The sequence below is a fragment of the Pseudomonas sp. GL93 genome (genome assembly GCF_003408955.1).
Taxonomy (GTDB): domain Bacteria; phylum Pseudomonadota; class Gammaproteobacteria; order Pseudomonadales; family Pseudomonadaceae; genus Aquipseudomonas; species Aquipseudomonas paracarnis.
This window is the reverse complement of sequence record NZ_NKRF01000015.1, coordinates 1-4,450: the sequence shown is the minus strand read 5'-3', so window position 1 is coordinate 4,450 and position 4,450 is coordinate 1. Positions and strand designations below refer to the sequence as shown.

The window sequence follows — 4,450 nt, the reverse complement described above, 5'->3', positions numbered from 1 at the left end:
CACACCACCCGCGGCGCACCCAACGCCGGTAACGACCTCAACATCGCCGCCGGCCGCGACCTCAACGTCGCCTCGGTCAGCGACATGCACAACGTCGAAGGCAAGGAAAAGGACGGCAAGAAACGCATCAAGACTTCGGACGACCAGACCACTCAAGTGGCGAGCGTACTGACGGCGGGTGGTGATTTTGTCAGCCAGGCTGGGCGTGACACCACGATCGTGGCGAGCAGGATCAGCGCGGGGAATGAGGCTTATCTGTATAGCGGGGATAAGTTGAGTTTGTTGGCGGCTGAGAACAGTACGCATACGTTGTATGACATGAAGAAAAACAGCGGCTGGGGTTCCAAGAAAACCCAGCGCGACGAGGTCACTCGTATTACCAACGTCGGTACTGAAATCAAGACCGGCGGCGACCTGATACTCAAGAGTGAAGGAGATCAGACCTATCAACTTGCCAAGCTTCAAAGCGGCAAGGACATCACTCTGGACAGTGGTGGCGCGATTACTTTTGAAGCGGTCAAGGATCTGCATCAAGAGAGCCATGAGAAGAGTAATAACAACGCGTTTTGGGTTTCTTCCAAGGGCAAGGGCAACACCGACGAGACCGTCCGCCAGAGTCAGCTGATCGCCGAAGGCAATGTGGCAATCAAAGCTGTCGCCGGTTTGAAGATCGACATTAACCAGGTCAATCAGGAGACAGTCAGCCAGTCCATTGATGCGATGGTTAAGGCCGATCCACAGTTAGCTTGGATCAAGGATGCTGAGAAGCGTGGCGATGTGGACTGGAGGCAGGTCAAGGAGATCCACGACAGCTTCAAGTACAGCAACTCGGGCCTGGGGCCTGCTTCGCAGATCATTATTGCGATTGTGATGGCAGCAGTGGTTGGGCCTCTAGCAGCAGTCGCGGCAGGTGGTGGCACTGTGGGCGCTGTCGCTGGTGCTGTAGCGGCGGGGGCGTCTACGAACGCGACTGTCAGCGTAGTCAACAATCGGGGCAACCTTGGCGCTGTGCTCAAGGATGTTACTTCTTCGGATGCTATGAAGGGGTATGTTATTGCCGGTGCTACAGCAGGTCTGACGGCGGAATATTTTGGTGATTGGACTGGAACCGAGACAAACACGGGAACAGGGAAAATCACAACGCCAGGAATACTGAATAGCTGGCGTGGTGTCGGCCAATTTGCGGCTAACCAAACGCTGCAAAGTGGTACTTCCATGTTGTTGAGCAAAGCGCTCGGGCAGGGTGGCAGTGCCAGCGACGCGCTTAAAAATGCGTTGTTTAACACTTTGGCGGCTGCCAGTTTCAATTTAGTAGGTAATTACACGAAGGACGTTTTTGCTGATGGGTCACCACCGAAAATTGCAATACACGCCATGGTGGGGGGGCTCCTTGCCGAGGCTACAGGGGGCGACTTTAGGACAGGTGCTTTGGCAGCGGGGGCGAACGAGGCGTTAGTCACTCATCTGGACTCCTTGGTTCGAGGTAACGACGAGTTACTGACAATGAGCTCGCAAATTGTAGGCGTTCTAGCTGCGGCCGGTCAGGCTGATGCGACTGCGGCGCAGATGGAGAAGGGCGCTTGGGTGGCAAAAAATGCAACTCAATATAATTATCAAGGCCACTATGACAAGTATTTAAAAAAACATGAGGCATGTACTGCGAATAGTGGAGGGACAGGTTGTTCAACTATTTTGTCAATGGCTGGCACTAACTCCAGAAATCTTGGCAATGTGGTGGTTAATACTGATGATAGTGGAACGATAGTTAGTTATATACTACTTGATAATGCTAGCAAACCATTTGCAATCATGGAGCCTGCTGAGTACAAAGCCTACATCGTTATGAATACGGATACCCAAGAGGGGTATAAAACTGCGCCTCAGTGGGGGCTAGATATATCCTCCACAGTGATAAATGCGGGTAATGGTCAAGGCAGCAAAGCTGCAGAAAGCTACACGCTTATGCTTAGCGAGCCAGAATACTGGGGCGAGATGGCATTAGGGCTGGCTCTATCCTTAGCCCCATCGGCGGGGAGGTTCAGCGCAGGTGCGCGCCCCCCCAGATTAGGCGTTTTGAACGACAGCGTTTTTGCCCAGGTTCCCGCGAGAACAACAAAAGCCTTTAGTGAAATGGGGCAAGAAATCTATACTAAAGCTGCTGGGCGGCCTATCGAGACGGTTGGTGACTTAACGGAGGCGTTGAAACAGGGCATTATTCGTCCGAATCAGGTACCTCTTGATTATGTGGTTATCGACGGAAGAAAAGTAATTTCCAACACCAGAACCTCCACTGCGCTCATAGACGCAGGCATACCGAAGAGCCAATGGCACGGTATCGATAAAACCGGCCTAAAAGCTTTTGATAATACAACTTTCGATGATTTGGTAAAGAATCAGCTTAATAAAAACTATGAAGGCTCTGTAGAGAAGGCGAGGAAATAAACAAAGTGAAATTATCTAATCCTAAAAAACTTGTTGATATGAATAGTTTTTTGCCCCTTGATGGTGAGAGTAGGGTTGAAATACTTTATGCAGGAACAGAACTGATCATAAATGTTTTTTTTGAAATCGGTGATGGGGCTTCCGACGAAAAAAAAACGTTTCGATTTAAAAAGGCAAAATACTTTTATAAGTTGCCGTTCCCTGGGTACAGCCCATTTAGCTGTTCAAGTGATGAAGGCATAGAGCTTCTTAATTGTTTGGTCGAGTATGGTTATTCAGAGATGGTAGATATAGATAAAGAAAGATCTGGTATTTCCGGTTATGCTCATTATAGATTGTTTTTCCATTCTATAGGTGTCGCTGTATATGTGATAGCCAAATCCTTTTCTTTGGAATGAAAAGATTTACGCTGAGAGTTGGGTGTTTGGTTGATCTAAGCTATAAGGTGCGTGTATCCAGACCTTTATGCTAGATGGAGCTTCCTTGTTCCTGCATAATATATTGTGGCGGAACGTGGGTTGTTAGCCATATACCATTTTCAGCTAGATAAAAAGCTAAACCGTCTTGATGCATTTTTAGAGAGTCAATTATGAGGATCACAGGTTTTCCGTATCTCTGTCCAACGGCTAATGCTGTGCTTTTATCTTTTGTTAAATGTACATGATGGCGAGAACCGGAGATTAATCCTTGTTGCTGGATTGACTTTAGGAAGCGAGTGGCCGTTCCGTGATACAAAATTGTCGGCGGGGTTTCAGCGGGGAGTCGGATACTTACATTTTCACTTGAGTGTCCCTGCAAAGCTCTAATATGTTGCCCATCGCTAGAAATTGCAAAGCGTTTTTTTTCACTGCTTGTCAAGATAGCCAAAATCATTTCACGATTTATATTGCGCCCCTCATTCGCTGAGCCAATTATTAATTGGTCGATCTCTGCCCACCCGTCCGAGTCTAACTCAAGCCCAATAGAGTGTGGTTTATGTCTTAGTACGTAGCTAAGAAATTTGCTGGCTTCATTGATCTGTTTGCTATCCATAGTCATTTACCTTGTTTGTCAGTATGAGAATTTTGTCTATATTTAAATTGGCAATTTGTTTAATATATTTCTGTCGCGAACAGGGCCGACGTGTCGGGCCATAAGTATCCGGTTTTTGATAGGGTTACAAGAATTGCGTTCTTTAAAAATCAATTTTTATTTTTGTCTGCTTGGATTTTTGAGTAGGGCGGTTACCAGATAACCGCCCATTTTTATTTAAGAAGCTAGCGAATTCAACTTCCGTCCAACCACATCGAGTAGATCACACCCATCTCTCAGAGGGATGGCCAGCAACAGCGCAAAGTCGTGCAGCACAATCGCATCACTGCTGATTTCCTCCCGAAACGCCAGGTTCTCCAAAAACTGCGTCACCGCACGAATACGATACGCGGCGGCGTCATAGAGAACATCGAGAGGCGCTTGCGTGTCGATTACCAGCGCGGGGATGGTTGAGTCGTGACCTGTTAACGGCATGTATCGGTTCATATTAAGCTCTCTACTTAAGTGATAAATGCCATCACTCAAACGTCGCCAAACGTATGGGTGACAGCTGTACGCAGGTTGGCGAACCGGCAGTAGAGAAAACCGGCAGACCCGAAGGTCTCCCGCGCACAGCCGTCATAAAACGACTTTGCAGGCGCGCAAGTGGCTGCACAAAAGCCACCAGCTTGCGCATTCTCTACCGTCAGGTCGCCAAACCTGAATCGCCATGGGGGCGACCGGCGGACTATAAGTCCTTCACGTAAAAACGCGCAAGGCATCAAAAGGCCAACGCTTCCTCGCCGGCGGCCTCTACAGCGACGCCGACCAATTCCGCTACCTGATGGACAACGGCCTCGCCAGCAAAGACGCCCTGCGCCTGAGCCTGGGCGTGGCCCTCACCGACCAGCAAGTCGGCGCCCTGACCCACGACATCGTGTGGATGGAAAACCGCGTCATCGACGGCCAGACCGTGCTCGTACCGGTGCTGTACCTG

Annotated in this window: 4 protein-coding genes and 1 pseudogene; 3 read left to right on the top strand and 2 right to left on the bottom strand. The window is 49.2% G+C overall.

Annotated elements, in window-relative coordinates; genetic code table 11:
* Both CER19_RS03815 and CER19_RS28520 read left to right on the top strand, forming a co-directional pair.
* On the top strand, positions 1-2,442 hold a 2,442-nt coding region (locus CER19_RS03815; protein ID WP_256660376.1), incomplete at its 5' end, for a DUF637 domain-containing protein.
* Between the two features lie 5 nt (positions 2,443-2,447).
* Positions 2,448-2,840, top strand: a complete 393-nt coding sequence (locus CER19_RS28520) for a hypothetical protein (RefSeq protein ID WP_133298303.1) — start codon at positions 2,448-2,450, stop codon at positions 2,838-2,840.
* Between the two features lie 70 nt (positions 2,841-2,910).
* On the opposite strand, the gene CER19_RS03810 is transcribed toward CER19_RS28520, so the two are convergent.
* Positions 2,911-3,474 carry an RNA 2'-phosphotransferase gene (locus tag CER19_RS03810; RefSeq protein ID WP_080752884.1) on the bottom strand — a complete coding sequence of 188 codons (564 nt, stop codon included), beginning with the start codon at positions 3,472-3,474 and terminating at the stop codon, positions 2,911-2,913.
* A gap of 216 nt (positions 3,475-3,690) precedes the next feature.
* Positions 3,691-3,960, bottom strand: coding sequence for a hypothetical protein (locus CER19_RS03805; protein ID WP_116665464.1), 270 nt, complete (start codon positions 3,958-3,960; stop codon positions 3,691-3,693).
* A gap of 271 nt (positions 3,961-4,231) precedes the next feature.
* Here CER19_RS03805 and CER19_RS29340 point away from each other — a divergent pair.
* Positions 4,232-4,450: pseudogene (locus CER19_RS29340) on the top strand (hypothetical protein); the annotation flags it as partial.

Bases quoted from the DNA above. Each gene is read 5' to 3' on its own strand.
- CER19_RS03810 (WP_080752884.1), bottom strand. From the start codon at position 3,474: ATGGATAGCAAACAGATCAATGAAGCCAGCAAATTTCTTAGCTACGTA.
- CER19_RS03805 (WP_116665464.1), bottom strand. From the start codon at position 3,960: ATGAACCGATACATGCCGTTAACAGGTCACGACTCAACCATCCCCGCG.